This is a genomic window from Chryseobacterium potabilaquae (assembly GCF_902728265.1).
In the GTDB taxonomy this organism is placed as follows: Bacteria; Bacteroidota; Bacteroidia; order Flavobacteriales; family Weeksellaceae; genus Chryseobacterium; species Chryseobacterium potabilaquae.
In genome coordinates, this window is record NZ_CACVBR010000010.1 from 89,797 (window position 1) to 104,458 (window position 14,662).

Sequence of the window (14,662 nt, forward strand, 5' to 3'; positions counted from 1 at the left end):
AAGGCCTTTAAAACATATAATTATGTAACAAAACAATTTTTTCTGCGTCTAACATAATAACATTAAAAAACATTATGAAAAAGACTGTATTTATTTTATCACTGTTAATTCATACTGTGGCATATTCACAAGAAAAAAGCACCAGTCAGGTTAAAGAAAAACAGATAGAAGGAGTTACCATTACCAAGACAAAAAAGGCTGTTGAACAAAAAGCAGATCGCACTATTTTTGACTTTTCAGAACAACCTCAACTTAATAACGGAAATGTTCTTGAAGGAATAAAAAAACTTCCAGGCCTAGTTTCTACCGATATAGCCGGAATGATGTATCAAGGAAAAATGTTGGATGTATACCTTAATGGGAGGCCCTTAAACATCACTTCTAATGAATTAAATTCTTTTTTAGAAGGAATGCCTGCCAATTCCGTAGACCGAATTGAAGTCATTACCCAACCGGGAGCAGAATTTCCTGCAACTTCGGGAGGAGCTATCATGAATATTATCACAAACAAAAATGCTAATAAATATTTAACAGCAACCTATTCCGGAAATTATTCTTTTACAAATTACGACAAATTCAGGAGCCGCACGAGTAACTCCTTGAATTTAAATGCTAGAAATAAATATTTCGGATGGCAGCTTAATATCGGACAAAACTATAGGGAGAGCATGATGAATACCATGCAGGATATTCTATTAAATACCAATAGTGACAGGATTGGACGTGGATATTTTGCAAAATCCGGAATTACTTTTGATTTAGGACAAGATAGATTATTATTAAACTACGATATTTATCACAATAACAACGATAACTATGCATCAAGTAAAGGTCTAGCAGATATTCTAACACAAAGAAATCCTGATATTTATAAAGAACTTGACTTTACTGCATTAGATGCTTCTCGAACTAATAGCCTGAGACAAGAAGCAGTAGTTACTTATCAAAAAAGATTTACTGACAAATCTCAAAAACTTGATTTTCAATTCGGATACACAAGATCTAATAATAAATTCTCTCAAGACAATTTTTTCCGACAAGGTATTTTCACTCAATCAAATGAAGATTACTTTTTTCCGGGGGAAAAAGATATTTTAAATAACAAATCCGACATGAGAGTGGCTAACTTTAAGGTCGATTACTCTCAACCTATAGAAATCCTTGATGGTGGAAAAGTAAGCTTTGGAGGACTCTACGAAAGACAAGATTTTGATACGGAAAGTAAAGGTCTAACCAATCTTGAATATCAAAGACAAACTGCTTCAACCTATTTAGAATTTCAGGCTAAATTGAAAAAATTTGACTTTATCTTAGGAGCACGAGCCGAAAATTATGATATTTCCGGAATTACCAGAGTTGATAGTGCAGGGACTATCCTTCAGGATAAGCTTATTCCTTTCAAAAAGTTCAAGCTATTCCCCAACGCCAGTGTACAATATAACTTAATGAATCAAGTGTATGTGGCTGCTAATTATAATAAAAAGATTAGCTTACCTAGTATTTCTGCCCTGAACCCCAATAATGTTATATTCTCGGGTCCTAATACACAAATCAATGGAAACCCTAATCTTCAGCCTACCATTTTTGATAATTATGAAATAAAAGTTTCAGCTTTTGATTATGCTTTTATTGGATATAGTGTAAGCTCCGCCAAAAATCAAGTAGCTCAGATCGTTAAAAAGGAGGGTAAAAACCTTTTCAATGAACAGGTGAATATTTCGAATATGAGAATTCACAATTTTAATGTAGGTCTCCCTGTTCCTTTCATGATTTTCAGCAAACCCATGAGTGAAATTATGAAGTTTGATTTTAACCCTGATAAAATTAATTTCATGTATTTGTATGCAGGATACCAAAAACATGAAATTGATAATGTAAATAATAAAGGATTTTGGATTTTTAATGTCATGACTCAATTAATTTTGCCAAAGGAAATTAAATTAACCGCAAATTATAGTTATTTGACACCAAAGGCCGGATATTTTTATTTTACTGCAGAAAAGCCATTTAATAATAGTTTTGATATTACATTGACTAAAAAGTTTATGAGTAATCGTCTTACCGTTTCTGTTTTTGCTAACGATATATTCAATGGACAGGTAATGCAAGTGCGTTCAAATCCTCCTTCAGGAGAAGCAGTCGTATTAAGAAGTAAATATGATACTCGAAATTTTGGATTATCTATTAATTACAAAATTCCTACTCGAAATAAATTGGCAAAAGAAGATCCTAATATATTGAACCAAACTAAAAAAGAGGAAAGTGGAAGTGTAATACAACAAGTACAATAAAAAAACTATCCCCAATATATAAGCTGCCCCAAAAAGGATCTCTTTTTGGGGCAGTTTTTATTCGCAAACTCTCCAAACCGCATCATTTTGAGGAACAGAAGCAATAATTGCAAGATTTTCTTTTGTAACAGGATGGATAAATTCTAATTTCCTTGCATGAAGATTAATTCCTCCATCAGGGTTAGACCGTGGCGAGCCATATTTAAGATCTCCTTTAATAGGAACTCCAATTTTTGATAATTGCGCTCGAATTTGATGGTGTCTTCCCGTTTCAAGATTAATTTCAAGAAGCTGATAGTTCTCTAAAGTCTTTATTATAGTATAGCTTAAAATAGCCTCCTTTGCACCTTCTGTAAGCTTTGGAAAAACTATAGCCTTATTATTTTTTTCGTTTTTCTTCAAATAATGAACTAGTCTTTGTTTTGGGAAAATTTCTTCTTTAGCAACAACTGCCCAATACGTTTTTTTAATTTCTCTATTTTTAACCATCTGAGTCAGACGGGAAAGCGCTTTAGAAGTTTTAGCATAAATGACTAACCCTGAAGTTGGCCGATCTATACGATGAACCAAACCAAGGAAAACATTTCCCGGTTTAGCATCTCTTACTTTTATATAGTTTTTTATTGATTCAAGTAACGACTCATCTCCAGTCTTATCACCTTGTACAAGCTGGCCCACTTTTTTATTAATAACTAAAAGATGATTATCTTCATATACAATCTGTTCTTCCATGACTTATTGGCGATACCTTGGTCTATTAGAGAATGAAAGAATAATCCCAGCTAGAAGCCCAATTGTTTTGAGTAATGAAAGCTTTGAATCTGCCGGAAAAAAAGCACCTACTATACATATTATCGCTGCTGCATACATCGCATATGTAAAGTTTTTATTCGTCAAAAGAGGAGCTTGCAAGAAAAAACTAGCTCCAATCAATACATAAAAAATTTTTCGAGATAGTAAGTCATTAATTTCTGGAGAAAAAAATTTGAACCATCCTGTTGCCAAGCAAACTAAAGCTGCAATAGATAAAATTCCTTGAATAGATTGTTGATTTTTCATTAATTAGTAGCTTTCGTTTTCATTAGGGAAGTTAGCACTCTTAACATCTTTCACATATTGAGATACCGCTCCTGTAATTTCAGTATATAAATCAAGATATCTTCTTAAAAACTTAGGACTGAATCCTTTATTCATTCCTACCATATCATGATACACCAATACTTGTCCATCACAATCAACCCCTGCCCCAATTCCTATAGTGGGAATAGAAATACTTTCTGTTACTTTTTTAGCAAGATCTGCCGGAATTTTTTCCAACACTACTGAAAAACAGCCTAATTCCTCTAAAATTTTAGCATCTTCTATCAGCTTTTCTGCTTCCGCATCTTCTTTAGCCCTTACTTTATATGTTCCAAATTTATAGATAGATTGGGGAGTCAAACCTAAATGTCCCATTACAGGAATTCCTGCATTAACAATTTTTTTAATTGATTTTGAAATTTCTTTCCCTCCTTCAATTTTCACAGCATGTGCACCTCCTTCCTTCATCATCCTTACAGCAGATTCCAACGCTTTTTCCGGATTACTTTGATATGTTCCAAATGGAAGATCTGCGACAATTAAGGCTCTATCAATTCCTCTTACCACACTTTGAGCATGATAAATCATCTGTTCCAAGGTAATAGGTAAAGTTGTTTCATAACCTGCCATTACATTCGCTGCAGAGTCTCCTATCAGTACAGCGTCAACTCCGCCAGCATCGACCATCTTCGCCGTAGTATAGTCATATGCCGTAAGCATCGTTATTTTCTCCTTGTCAAATTTCATTTTACGCAAGGTTTCAGTTGTAACTTTTTTAATTTCAGAATGAACAGACATGATTAAATATATGTTTTTATTAAAGTTAAAAGTCGGCTTCCGCCGACTTGATTTGTATAAGATTTTATAAAACTACGTGCCCTAGTTTCATGAGCTTGTCATGATTGAGAATTTTAATGTTTCTTCCATCCACTTCAATCAGATTATCTTGTTTGAATTCAGAAATCAATCTAATTGCACTTTCGGTTGCGGTGCCAATAATATTAGCAATTTCTTCTCTCGTTAAAGTAATTTTTATAAACCCTTCAGGGTCTACCCCTAATTTCTGCTCTAAAAGTATTAAAATTTCAGCAAGCCTTTCTCTTACTGTCTTTTGAGCTAAGAATGTAATCGTATTAGAGGACTCTCCTAATTCATAAGCAATTTTCTGTAACATAACGAAAGAAAGTTGAGGATCAACTTCTAAAAGGTACATAAAAACTTCGGCTGGGAGAAAAGTACATTCTATGTCTGTCATAGCCTCAGCCTTTGCCTGAAAATTTTCACCACAAAGCAAAGAACGATATCCGATGATATCTCCTTCTTTAATAAATCTTAAAATTTGATCTTTTCCGAATGCACCTGACTTTGATAATTTTGCAGCACCTTTTTCTAGAACAAAAACACCTTTTGGAATTTCTCCATCTTCAAAAATAATATCATGTTTTTGAAAACTAAACTTCTTTTTAGCGCTAATGTATTTCTCATAATCTGTGTTAGAAAGTCTTCCTTTAAATGATTTATCATTAAAAACTCTGGCAAACCTCTCTTCAATGGCAATCTGTTGTTCTTGCGACATTTTATATGATATTTATCACAAAAATAGAACTTTTTAAATCGATAAACAAAAAAAAATGTTATAATTTTGTAGTTCAATAATTTATGAAGGTGAACAATAACTGTTTTCATTGTGGTCAAGGCATCGAAAAGGAAAGAATTTTATTTGATGAAAAAACTTTCTGTTGCAATGGTTGTAAATCTGTTTACGAAATTCTCAATACGAATAATTTACAAAATTTCTACGAATTAAATAAAAGAGCCGGAATACGTCCAAGTGATGAAGTATCTTCTCAATTTGATTATTTAGATACTCCGGAAATTTTTGAAAAAATCAGTGACTTTTCAGAAGGGAATACAAGCTTAGTAACATTTAAAATTCCAGTAATACATTGTTCTTCCTGCATTTGGTTATTAGAAAGTCTCCATACCTTAAACAAAAGCATAAAATATTCACAAGTCAATTTTACGAGAAAAACATTACAAATATCGTTTAATCATAATGATTTAAAACTAACTGAATTGGCCAAGTTCCTCACTCATTTAGGATACAAACCTGTCATAAGTCTTGAAACAGCTGAAAAAAATGTAGACCATTTGGATAAATCTCTTCTCGTAAAATTTGCTATTGCTGCATTTGCCTTTGGAAATGGAATGTTTCTAGCCTTTCCAGAGTATGTAGGAGGAGAAGATTACTGGATGGATCATTATAAAGGGCTCTTTAGAACATTAATGTTTTTATTGGCCTGTCCTGTAGTATTTTATTCCGCATCTGATTATTATAAATCAGCTTGGTACGGCTTGAAAAATAAGATCGTAAATATTGATGTTCCAATTGTCTTAGGAATTCTTGTTCTTTTCGGAAGAAGTGTTTATGAAATAGCCACTGATTATGGACCGGGGTATTTTGATACACTTTGCGGACTTTTATTCTTCATGCTCTTAGGCAAAATCTTTCAAAAAAGAACCTATAATGCCCTTTCATATGATCGAGATTATAAGTCATTTTATCCTATTGCTGTAACCAAAGTTGATTTTGACGGAAAACAGGAAAATATATTGTTATCGGAAATAAAAGTGGGTGACAGAATTCTGGTAAGAAATCAGGAAATCATTCCCGTTGATGCTATTTTAATTAACGGTGAGGGAAATATTGATAACAGTTTTATTACTGGAGAAAGTGTAAGCATTAGCAAACAGCCAGGAGATAAAATATTTGCAGGAGGTAAACAGATTGGATCTTCTCTTGAGCTTGAAGTCATCAAGAACGTAGATCAAAGTTATCTCACACAACTTTGGAACAAAGAAGCTTTCAAAAAGCATGAAACTGGACTTGACACCTTAACCAATACTATTAGTAAATATTTTACTTTCGTAATTTTAGGCATTGCTCTCATTTCCGGTATTTACTGGGCATTTATCGATTTAGAAAAAATGTTTCAAGTAATCTCTGCTATACTTATTATTGCATGTCCATGTGCCCTTGCCTTATCTGCTCCTTTCACTTTTGGGCACATTATGAGAATTTTGGGCAGAAATAAATTTTACGTAAAAGACACCCTCACTATAGAAAAGATTGCAAAGCTTAACACTATTGTATTTGACAAAACAGGAACCATCACCCACAGAAAAAAATCAAACATTCGATTTGAAGGATCCCCTATTCAAGAATTTGATTTATTAAACATCAAAACATTGTTAAAAAACTCCAATCACCCTCTTTCTAAATCTCTATATGAGTTCCTGGATATAAAAGACGAATATTTTCCGGTAGAAAATTTTTTAGAAATTTCAGGAAAAGGCTACGAAGCAAATATCCGAGGAAATATTTATAAAATAGGGTCAGCAAAATATAATAATCAAGAATCAAAAAACCTTGAGACCGCAGTTTATATTAGTAAAAACAATGAGTTTTTAGGCAAATATATATTCAAAAATGAGTATCGTAAAAACCTTGAAAATTTATTTAATAGACTCTTAGACTATAAAATATTTATCCTTAGTGGGGATAATTCGTCGGAAGAAAGTCAACTAAAAAGGATTATTCCCCATTGCCAAGGAATGGCATTTAATCAAAATCCAGAGGATAAGCTTAACTATATCAAAACCCTACAAGACCAGCACTTAAAAGTGTGCATGCTTGGAGATGGATTGAATGATGCGGGTGCTTTAAAACAAAGTAATGTCGGTATTGCGATAGCTGATGACACCAATACGTTCACGCCATCATCAGATGTAATAATGAACGGGGATAAAGTTGCCTATCTCGATCACTACTTAAATGTTTGTAAAGGATCCATCACTATCGTAAAAATGACCTTTATAATTAGCTTCTTATATAATATTGTGGGGCTAAGTTATGCAGTAACCGGGCATATGCATCCGCTGTTTGCAGCGATAATCATGCCAATTAGTTCGATTACCGTGGTTACATTTACGACTCTTTCAACTTGGATACTTGGACGAAAATGCTTTAAAAAGGATAGATAAAGCCTCTTATTTAGACTGATTTTAAATTAGCTGAAATCGGCAATTCGTGATGAATGTCATTATTTTTCACTAAATTTGAACCCCGAAAATAGGTTAATTTTGTTGTCTAATGGATATTCTATATTTAATGATCCTCTGCAGTGTTTCTTTAGCTGCGATTTTCTTGGTCGTATTTATAGTGTATGCCCGAAAAGGACAGTTTGAAGATGATGAATCTCCTGCTGTACGAATTCTTTTTGACTCCGATGAAATCAAGGAACAAGAAGAGATTGGCAACAATAAAAAAGACGAAAAAGAAATAGGAGAAAATAATAAAATTGAAGAAAAAAGTGAATAGTTGATATGGAAACACAAAAGTTTAGTTATGACAACAGTATTGTTCGGGCATTCCTTTATGCGACCATAGTTTTTGGACTTATTGGGTTCACGTTCGGGCTTACAGCAGCATTAATGCTTTTCTATCCTGAACTCCCAGAGTTTTTATTTGGAACAGATGATACAACCATTAAAAGTTTAGCATCAGGTAACATTCAAGGTCTAATAAACACTCATGGAGCATTTGGATTTGGCAGAATTAGAATGTTGCACACCAACACAGTAATCTTTGCATTTGTATGTAATATTGTATATACAGGTATTTATTACTCATTACAAAGGTTATTAAAAGCAAGAATGTATAGTGATACATTGTCTTGGCTACATTTCTGGACTTGGCAAATTATGATTGTTGCTACGTTCATTACATTCTTTATGGGAATTAACACTTCTAAAGAATATGCTGAACATGAATGGCCTATCGACATATTAATTGCATTTTCATGGATCATTTTTGGAATCAATATGTTCTTAACTATTGCTAAAAGAAGAGTAAGACATCTGTATGTAGCTATTTGGTTCTATATTGGAACTTGGATCGCTGTAGCCATGCTTCATATCTTCAATAATTTAGAAGTTCCATTATCTTTTACAGGTTGGAAGTCTTATTCTGCATATGCAGGAGTTAAAGACGCTATTGTACAATGGTGGTATGGTCATAATGCGGTAGCATTTGTATTAACAACACCTGTTTTAGGTTTGATGTATTACTTCTTACCTAAAGCGGCTGACAGACCTGTATTCTCCTATAAATTATCTATCATTCACTTTTGGTCATTAATATTTGTTTATATCTGGGCTGGTCCTCACCACCTTCAATATACAGCTCTTCCGGCATGGGCTCAAGCAGTGGGAACAGGTTTCTCAATCATGCTTATTGCTCCATCATGGGGAGGAATGCTTAATGGACTTTTAACATTAAGAGGTGCTTGGGATAAAGTAAGAGAAAATCCAATCCTTAAATTCTTTGTCGTGGCTGTAACTTGTTATGGTATGGCCACCTTTGAAGGTCCTCTATTGGCAACTAAAAACATCAATAAAATTGGACACTTTACTGACTGGGTAATTGGACACGTACATTTAGGGGCTCTAGGATGGAATGGATTTATGGCATTTGGAGTTATCTATTATCTTGTGCCTATATTATGGAGAACAAAACTTTACTCTGTAAAATTAGCGAACTGGCATTTTTGGCTAGGGACTTTAGGTATTATCTTCTATGCTGTTCCTATGTATATTTCAGGATTTACTCAGGGATTAATGTGGAAACAGTTTAATCCGGATGGAACTTTAGTTTGGAAAAACTGGTTAGATACTGTAACTGCTATTATTCCTTATTTCAAAATGAGATTCTTTGGAGGATTCTTATATATTTCAGGATCAATCATCATGATTATCAATGTGGTAGCAACAGTAAGAAAAGGATCTTTCCAAAAAGAAGTTCCAGCTGAAGCTCCAGCATTAGCAAATATTGGTAATAAACGTAAAGAAGGAGAAGGTACACACCTTTGGTTAGAAAGAATGCCATTCTTATTAGGAGTATTATCATTATTAACAATATCGATAGGTAGTATGGTGGAAATTATACCTACTCTATCACTTAAGAAAAGTGTCCCTACCATTTCAGCTGTAAAACCCTATTCTCCTCTTGAATTGGAAGGTAGAGATATTTATATCAGAGAAGGATGTAACGCATGTCATTCCCAAATGGTAAGACCATTCAGAGATGAAATTGTAAGATTCAATGGTAAAAACGGGCAATATTCAAAAGCCGGAGAATTTGTATATGATAGACCATTCTTATGGGGTTCTAAGAGAACAGGACCAGATTTACATAGGGAGGGTGGAAAAAACCCAAGTTCTTGGCATTACAAACATATGTATAATCCAAGGTCAACCTCTGCGGGATCAATAATGCCTCGTTATCCTTGGTTAATTGCTACTAACTTAGATCGATCTAAAATGGTTGATAAAATGAAGTTGATGAGAAATACATTTGATGTACCTTATACAAAATCAGAAATTGATTCAGCTAATTCTTGGGCAGATCATCAAGCCAATAAAATTGTAAAAGATATTTTCTCGGAAGCCTCAGATTTAAAAGATGCATATGCTAAGAGACCTGCGGGTGAATTAGAGAAAAAAGAGATTGTAGCATTAATATCTTATCTTCAGAGATTGGGTACAGATATTAAAACAACTGAAATTAAAACAGCAAGTAATAACTAAAACATTAAAGGTTCAACATGATTCCTCAGAACTTTAAAGATATATTATCCAATACTGATAATGCTGGTTTTTACCAAACATTGGCTATGATATTCTTTATGTTATTCTTCATAGCTTTAGTAATATATGTTTTTAGCAGACCTAAAAAATATTACAAGGAGGAAGAAGAAGCTCCTCTAGAGGATAATGAAGACGATTTTAATTTAAAAAATTAAACTACTATTATGAAACAAAGAACACCGGTTGTTGTAAACATTTTAATAATAATTGGACTTTTAATAGTTTTTTATTATTTGTTTGTACAGAGCTACTCGTTTTTAGCTTCACCATATTTCTGGGGAACTGTTGTAATAAGTTGTATTTTAGCTTATATCCATAGTGCCATTGGGGATTTAATAGAAAATAATAAATTCAAAAAATTATCTCCAGAAGAGAAAGCAGCTTATCTGGCAGAAAAGAAAGTTCCCTACTTTAAGAGACTGTATGATGCTGCGTTCAAAAAACAATCAGAATCAGAAGAAAAAGACATTCTTATAGATCATGGTTTTGATGGAATTATGGAACTAGATAACCAATTACCAAAATGGTGGTTAGGATTATTTTGGTTTGGGACTGCTTTTTGTATTGTATATATATCAGCCTATTCTTTTACAGATTTTGCACATCCAATTAGCGAATATGAAAAAGAATATAAAGAGCAAATTGCAGCTATTGAGATTTATAATGCTAGCCAACCTCCAGTAACAATAGAAACAGCAAAATACTCAGCTGACAATATTGCAGAGGGTAAAGAATTATTTAAAACAAATTGTGCTTCTTGCCACAAAGAAGACGGGAGTGGTGGTATAGGTCCTAACTTAACTGACAATTATTGGATTAACCAACCAGAAAAAACTTTATTTAAAAATATTTTCCACATGGATTGGAATGGATCTCCTACCAATCCTGCGATGAGAGCATTTGGAAAAAATGGAGAAGTATCTGGAGGTGAGATTGAAAAAATTGCAGCGTATGTATATCACATCAATCAGGAATTACCTCCTGTAACACCTGCTCAAGGTGGTGCCGCTCCTCAAGGAACTGAAGCTCATTGGGAAAAAGAATAATTTAAAAAAATTAAAACATATGAAAAAAACATAATTTGTTATTAAAAAAAATAGTAACGAATTATGTTTTTTCTTTTTTAAACCATATATAAAATGTCAAAAATAGAAGAAGCAGAAGTAAGAGGTGGACAGGGACAAGTACTGGACCCTGAAACTTACCGAGATTCTATAGGCACAATGGATCAATCCGGAAAAAGAAAATGGGTTTATCCAAAGAAACCGAAAGGCAAATATACCAACTATAGGAATATTGTAAGCTACATATTATTAGTGGTCTATTTTGCGATACCATTTATTACGATTAATAATAACCCTTTAATATTATTTAATGTTATAGATAGAACATTCTTTATTTTCGGACAGCCGTTCTATCCTCAGGACTTTTTTATACTTACTCTAGGCGCTATTGCTTCTTTACTATTTATTATTGTTTTTACAATTGCTTTCGGAAGAATTTTCTGTGGATGGATATGTCCCCAGACAATTTTCCTCGAAATGATTTTTCGTAAAATAGAATATCTTATTGAAGGAGATAGAAATAAACAAATGAAGCTGGATAGACAAGAGTGGAATAGTGAAAAGATATGGAAAAGAGGATTGAAATGGTCAATATACATTCTTATATCTTTAATCATTACACATTTTATGTTTATGTATATTGTTGGATATAAAGAAGTATTTAGTATTGTTTCTCAAGGACCATTTGCCCATCCTACCAACTTTTTGGTAATGATTCTGTTTAGTGCGGCATTTTATTTTGTATTTGCATGGTTCAGAGAGCAGGTATGTACTTTAGTTTGTCCCTATGGAAGATTACAAGGTGTTCTAATCGACAAAGATACAATCAATGTTTTCTATGATTTTAAAAGAGGTGAAAACAGAGCAAAATGGAGAAAAGGTGAAGATCGAAAAGCAGCAAAAAAAGGAGATTGTATTGATTGCCACCAATGTGTTGTAGTCTGTCCTACAGGAATTGATATCAGAGAAGGTCAACAATTGGAGTGTGTAAACTGTACCGCTTGTATTGATGCTTGTGATGAAGTAATGGAAAAAGTAGGACTTCCAAAAGGGCTTATAAGATATGCTTCTGAAAACGAAATAGAAAAACAAGAACAATTTAAGTTTACCGGTAGAATGAAAGGTTTTGCGCTCATTCTTTTCTTTTTGGTGGGATTTTTAGCCTACCTTCTATATAACCGAGGAGAAATGGAAGCAAAATTTATTAAGCCGGCAGGGAGTACTTTTTTTGTAAGGGATGGAAAAATTACCAATACTTATAATTATACTTTTCTCAATAAAACTAATGAAAAGAAAATTGTAACAGTAAAAGTAATTGATCCTTCTCATGGAGAGATTACTTATAGTGCATCTAGCAAAATTCCGGTGGAAAGAGATAAAATTTCCAAGGGAACTATTAATATCAGTTTTCCTGAAAATGAAATGAAGCTTTCGAAACAAAATATTAATATTGGTGTATATGATATGAATGGGAAACTTATCGATTCTTATAAAACATATTTTGAAGGACCATTTAAATTACAATTTTAATTTACAAAAATGAAAAACTTTAGTTGGGGACATGGTGTTGTCATTGCACTTTTTGCCTTTATAATTTTTATATTATCCATGTTATTTCTTTTTCCAAACGGACAAAAGAACTCTGAAATGGTAACCGATAATTATTATGAAGAAGAGCTGCAGTATCAGGATGTCATAGATGCTAAAAAAAGAGCTGATAATCTCCTAGAAAAACCTGTATACAGCCAAGATAGTAATGGAATAAGAATTACTTTCCCAAAAGATTATAATAACTCGAATACTACGGTAAAGTTTGTACTCAACAGAACCGATGATCAGAACCTTGATATAAAAAGATCTGAACAGCTTGACTCTAAACAATCGTTCCTTATACCAGCAAAAGTATTAAAATTAGGAAACTATACCCTACGACTGAACTGGACAAAAGATAAAATAGATTATCGAATAGACTATGATGTGATATGGAAGTAGCACTTATTTTATCGGCAGTTGGTTTAGGATTTGCCTCTGGATTCCATTGTATTGGAATGTGTGGGCCTATAGCCTTGTCGATGGGATTAACAAAAAAACAAGCAACTAATTATTATATCCAAAATCTCACCTATCAATTTGGAAGAATATGTACCTACTCTATTTTAGGGGCTTTATTAGGAATTATTGGAGAAGGATTTGAAATGGCAGGATTTCAGCAATACTTAACAATTGCTGTTGGAGTTCTTTTAATTATTATGGCCTTATTTTCTTTTGGGGGAAAAGACTTTGCCTCAAAATTGCCTTTTTTATCTAGATTATTATTTTCAGTAAAATCAAATTTGGGAAGATTACTACAAAAAGCTGATTATAGATCTCGATTTACAACCGGTATTCTCAATGGTTTTCTACCTTGTGGGATGGTCTATATGGCATTAACTGCAAGCCTAGCAAGTGGAGGAATATGGAAAGGAGCATTATATATGGCTTTATTTGGATTAGGAACACTTCCGTTTATGTTTGCTATAGTTATTGCCGGAAATATCATTAATCAAGCTTTTAGAATAAAAGTTTTGAAAGTAATTCCCGTTATTATGACCATTTTAGGTGCTCTTTTTATTGTAAGAGGTTTAGAACTAGGAATTCCCTATATTTCACCTCGAGCAGAAGCAATGATCATAAAAAAAGATAATCAAGGAGATTGTCATTTAGAAGGAGATCACCGTACTCATGATCACGACTCAATGAAATGTCATTAAATAAAAACAATTATGAAAAAAAAATTTTTTTTACTTATTATTAGTCTTTTAATATTACAATCATGTAGTATAAACTCTGAGATTGTATATCATAAAGATGCCGCATCGACTTCTATTATGAATATTGATGTTAAAGAATTAATGAATCAAATGAAGGCCACCACTCCTGACTCTTTAAGGAAAAAAGACTTTGGAGAAATGGATAAAATCCCTACTGAGTGGAAAAGCATCTATGAGTTGGAAAAAGAAGAAGGTAAGCTTAAAACAGATAATCCTGATTCTATAAGGATTATGAAAAAAATCTTTGTGAAATCTACGAAGGAAGATAATGAATTAACAAACTTTTCAATAAAACTGGATCACTTCACTCAAGATGATTACAAAGCTGCCAATAATTTCAATAAAAAAGATAAATTACCTATCGATCAAAATGTTTTTAATGTATGGGATGGTAAGACGCTTACAATAGATACAAAAAATTTCAACTTAAATAATATAACACAAGCTATAAAAAAGCCTTCTAATAAAGATGAGGACGATCTACAAGGCGCAAGTCTAGGAATGATGTCAATGCTATTGAAAAATATGCAAACCACATTAAAATTTGAAAAAAAGATTAAGTCGATTTCTGGAAAGCATGATGAGGGGCGGCAAGGATTCCTGCGTTAAACAGCCATCTTTACTATAATGTATTACATAACAGCCAGTTGTGTTTATGGAAATTAAATCAATTTTATAACTTCTAATACCATATTGTTTTGTAATAGTT

The 14,662-nt window shown here is 32.9% G+C and carries 14 protein-coding genes; 10 read left to right on the plus strand and 4 right to left on the minus strand.

Annotation, left to right across the window (positions count from 1 at the left end):
• Positions 1-74 precede the first annotated feature (74 nt).
• Positions 75-2,291 (plus strand): outer membrane beta-barrel family protein, encoded by a 2,217-nt coding sequence (locus tag CHRY9293_RS07825; RefSeq protein ID WP_162032492.1) that lies wholly within the window; start codon positions 75-77, stop codon positions 2,289-2,291.
• 57 nt (positions 2,292-2,348) lie between these two features.
• Here the strand turns inward: CHRY9293_RS07825 and CHRY9293_RS07830 are convergent, their stop codons facing one another.
• The 4 genes from CHRY9293_RS07830 to CHRY9293_RS07845 form a co-directional block, all read right to left on the minus strand.
• Positions 2,349-3,023, minus strand: a complete 675-nt coding sequence (locus CHRY9293_RS07830) for an RluA family pseudouridine synthase (protein WP_162032493.1) — start codon at positions 3,021-3,023, stop codon at positions 2,349-2,351.
• 3 nt (positions 3,024-3,026) lie between these two features.
• The gene (locus tag CHRY9293_RS07835) at positions 3,027-3,350 is read right to left on the minus strand and encodes a hypothetical protein (protein ID WP_122545397.1); all 324 of its coding nucleotides are present in this window, start codon (positions 3,348-3,350) and stop codon (positions 3,027-3,029) included.
• A 3-nt stretch (positions 3,351-3,353) separates the two neighbouring features.
• Positions 3,354-4,169, minus strand: a complete 816-nt coding sequence (gene panB, locus CHRY9293_RS07840; RefSeq protein ID WP_122545398.1) for a 3-methyl-2-oxobutanoate hydroxymethyltransferase — start codon at positions 4,167-4,169, stop codon at positions 3,354-3,356.
• A gap of 64 nt (positions 4,170-4,233) precedes the next feature.
• Positions 4,234-4,947, minus strand: coding sequence for a Crp/Fnr family transcriptional regulator (locus CHRY9293_RS07845; RefSeq protein ID WP_122545399.1), 714 nt, complete (start codon positions 4,945-4,947; stop codon positions 4,234-4,236).
• An 89-nt stretch (positions 4,948-5,036) separates the two neighbouring features.
• On the opposite strand from CHRY9293_RS07845, the gene CHRY9293_RS07850 reads away from it, so the two are divergent.
• From CHRY9293_RS07850 to CHRY9293_RS07890, 9 genes are all read left to right on the plus strand, one after another.
• On the plus strand, positions 5,037-7,415 hold the full coding sequence (locus tag CHRY9293_RS07850; protein WP_162032494.1) for a heavy metal translocating P-type ATPase: 2,379 nt from the start codon (positions 5,037-5,039) through the stop codon (positions 7,413-7,415).
• A gap of 109 nt (positions 7,416-7,524) precedes the next feature.
• Positions 7,525-7,752: a cbb3-type cytochrome oxidase assembly protein CcoS gene (gene ccoS / locus CHRY9293_RS07855; protein ID WP_122545400.1), complete on the plus strand. Its 228-nt coding sequence runs from the start codon at positions 7,525-7,527 to the stop codon at positions 7,750-7,752.
• Between the two features lie 5 nt (positions 7,753-7,757).
• Positions 7,758-10,019, plus strand: a complete 2,262-nt coding sequence (gene ccoN, locus CHRY9293_RS07860; protein ID WP_162032495.1) for a cytochrome-c oxidase, cbb3-type subunit I — start codon at positions 7,758-7,760, stop codon at positions 10,017-10,019.
• Positions 10,020-10,036: 17 nt separating this feature from the next.
• Positions 10,037-10,234, plus strand: a complete 198-nt coding sequence (locus tag CHRY9293_RS07865; RefSeq protein WP_122545402.1) for a cbb3-type cytochrome oxidase subunit 3 — start codon at positions 10,037-10,039, stop codon at positions 10,232-10,234.
• A gap of 9 nt (positions 10,235-10,243) precedes the next feature.
• Positions 10,244-11,125, plus strand: coding sequence for a cbb3-type cytochrome c oxidase N-terminal domain-containing protein (locus tag CHRY9293_RS07870; protein WP_122545403.1), 882 nt, complete (start codon positions 10,244-10,246; stop codon positions 11,123-11,125).
• Between the two features lie 93 nt (positions 11,126-11,218).
• Positions 11,219-12,673, plus strand: a complete 1,455-nt coding sequence (gene ccoG / locus CHRY9293_RS07875; protein WP_162032496.1) for a cytochrome c oxidase accessory protein CcoG — start codon at positions 11,219-11,221, stop codon at positions 12,671-12,673.
• Between the two features lie 9 nt (positions 12,674-12,682).
• Positions 12,683-13,135, plus strand: coding sequence for a FixH family protein (locus CHRY9293_RS07880; protein ID WP_162032497.1), 453 nt, complete (start codon positions 12,683-12,685; stop codon positions 13,133-13,135).
• Positions 13,126-13,893: a sulfite exporter TauE/SafE family protein gene (locus CHRY9293_RS07885; RefSeq protein ID WP_162032498.1), complete on the plus strand. Its 768-nt coding sequence runs from the start codon at positions 13,126-13,128 to the stop codon at positions 13,891-13,893. Before CHRY9293_RS07880 ends, CHRY9293_RS07885 begins: the two co-directional genes overlap by 10 nt.
• A gap of 12 nt (positions 13,894-13,905) precedes the next feature.
• The gene (locus CHRY9293_RS07890) at positions 13,906-14,562 is read left to right on the plus strand and encodes a hypothetical protein (protein WP_162032499.1); all 657 of its coding nucleotides are present in this window, start codon (positions 13,906-13,908) and stop codon (positions 14,560-14,562) included.
• Positions 14,563-14,662 lie beyond the last annotated feature (100 nt).

Excerpts from the sequence above, each read along its gene's own strand:
- CHRY9293_RS07825 (WP_162032492.1), top strand. The coding sequence starts at position 75 with ATGAAAAAGACTGTATTTATTTTATCACTGTTAATTCATACTGTGGCA.
- CHRY9293_RS07830 (WP_162032493.1), bottom strand. The coding sequence starts at position 3,023 with ATGGAAGAACAGATTGTATATGAAGATAATCATCTTTTAGTTATTAAT.
- CHRY9293_RS07835 (WP_122545397.1), bottom strand. The coding sequence starts at position 3,350 with ATGAAAAATCAACAATCTATTCAAGGAATTTTATCTATTGCAGCTTTA.
- panB (WP_122545398.1), bottom strand. The coding sequence starts at position 4,169 with ATGTCTGTTCATTCTGAAATTAAAAAAGTTACAACTGAAACCTTGCGT.
- CHRY9293_RS07845 (WP_122545399.1), bottom strand. The coding sequence starts at position 4,947 with ATGTCGCAAGAACAACAGATTGCCATTGAAGAGAGGTTTGCCAGAGTT.
- ccoS (WP_122545400.1), top strand. The coding sequence starts at position 7,525 with ATGGATATTCTATATTTAATGATCCTCTGCAGTGTTTCTTTAGCTGCG.
- ccoN (WP_162032495.1), top strand. The coding sequence starts at position 7,758 with ATGGAAACACAAAAGTTTAGTTATGACAACAGTATTGTTCGGGCATTC.
- CHRY9293_RS07865 (WP_122545402.1), top strand. The coding sequence starts at position 10,037 with ATGATTCCTCAGAACTTTAAAGATATATTATCCAATACTGATAATGCT.
- CHRY9293_RS07870 (WP_122545403.1), top strand. The coding sequence starts at position 10,244 with ATGAAACAAAGAACACCGGTTGTTGTAAACATTTTAATAATAATTGGA.
- ccoG (WP_162032496.1), top strand. The coding sequence starts at position 11,219 with ATGTCAAAAATAGAAGAAGCAGAAGTAAGAGGTGGACAGGGACAAGTA.
- CHRY9293_RS07880 (WP_162032497.1), top strand. The coding sequence starts at position 12,683 with ATGAAAAACTTTAGTTGGGGACATGGTGTTGTCATTGCACTTTTTGCC.
- CHRY9293_RS07885 (WP_162032498.1), top strand. The coding sequence starts at position 13,126 with ATGGAAGTAGCACTTATTTTATCGGCAGTTGGTTTAGGATTTGCCTCT.
- CHRY9293_RS07890 (WP_162032499.1), top strand. The coding sequence starts at position 13,906 with ATGAAAAAAAAATTTTTTTTACTTATTATTAGTCTTTTAATATTACAA.